Below are 257 nucleotides of genomic sequence, written 5' to 3'. Positions count from 1 at the left end.
CGACACGACCGCGTCGAGGCCCGCCCCGACGTCCTCCTGCACGCCGAAGCGGTCCAGCGTCGCGGTGACCCGCTGGTCGGCCACCTCGGCGATGGTCTGCACGGTGACGTCGTCCATCAGCGCCGGGGCGGACCCGGCGTCGGTACGCACCAGCACGTCCTGCCAGCGCTCCGGCAGCTGGGCGGCGATCATGCCGGTGGCCCGCACGTCGCCGGCGACCACCACCACCTCCGCGCCGACCTTCTCGGCCAGCTCCA

1 pseudogene is annotated in these 257 nt (G+C 74.7%); it reads right to left on the bottom strand.

Features of this window, described 5'->3' with window-relative positions:
- Window positions 1–257, bottom strand: a pseudogene (locus LPA42_RS33555) (peptide chain release factor 1); the annotation flags it as partial.

It is taken from the genome of Micromonospora sp. DH13, assembly GCF_020873825.1.
Classification (GTDB): Bacteria; Actinomycetota; Actinomycetes; order Mycobacteriales; family Micromonosporaceae; genus Micromonospora; species Micromonospora haikouensis.
Note: the sequence above shows the minus strand (reverse complement) of the source record. Positions and strands in the feature narration are given on the sequence as shown.